We start from the raw sequence: 374 nt of genomic DNA, 5'->3' as shown, positions 1-374 counted from the left end.
CAGCAAAGTCCGGTCACGGTGATGACCAACTGGCTGGAAAATGGCGCCGACGAGGGGTTTACCCTGGATGCCGACTGCGAGCTGAAAGCCCCCGGCGATGAGGGTGCCGTCATCCGCTGCCGCCGGCAGGATCTGAACGCCGAGGAAATCCGCAACCATCTGGCTGCTGGCAAGCTGGTCACGCAGCTGGCCCTCAGCTGGGCCGATCGCGTCAGCTTTGTTCTGACCGACAAATTGCAGATCAAACGCCTGGCCATGCTGGATCTGCTGCAAGACCAGCTCAAGGACACCGACGCAGGCAGCGCCGACCTGCTGTTCGATGCCACGCTGACTCTGCTGGTAGGGGAGCTGCGGGGCTTGATGACCGATCTGGT

The 374-nt window shown here is 62.3% G+C and carries 1 protein-coding gene; it reads left to right on the top strand.

The annotated features are described in order from the left end of the window. Nucleotides 1-374 (top strand): recombination-associated protein RdgC (gene rdgC, locus PZA18_RS24390; RefSeq protein WP_284103479.1); only part of this gene is annotated, 374 nt, incomplete at both ends.

The organism is Parachitinimonas caeni (assembly GCF_030129945.1).
Lineage (GTDB): Bacteria > Pseudomonadota > Gammaproteobacteria > Burkholderiales > Chitinimonadaceae > Parachitinimonas > Parachitinimonas caeni.
Note: the sequence above shows the minus strand (reverse complement) of the source record. Positions and strands in the feature narration are given on the sequence as shown.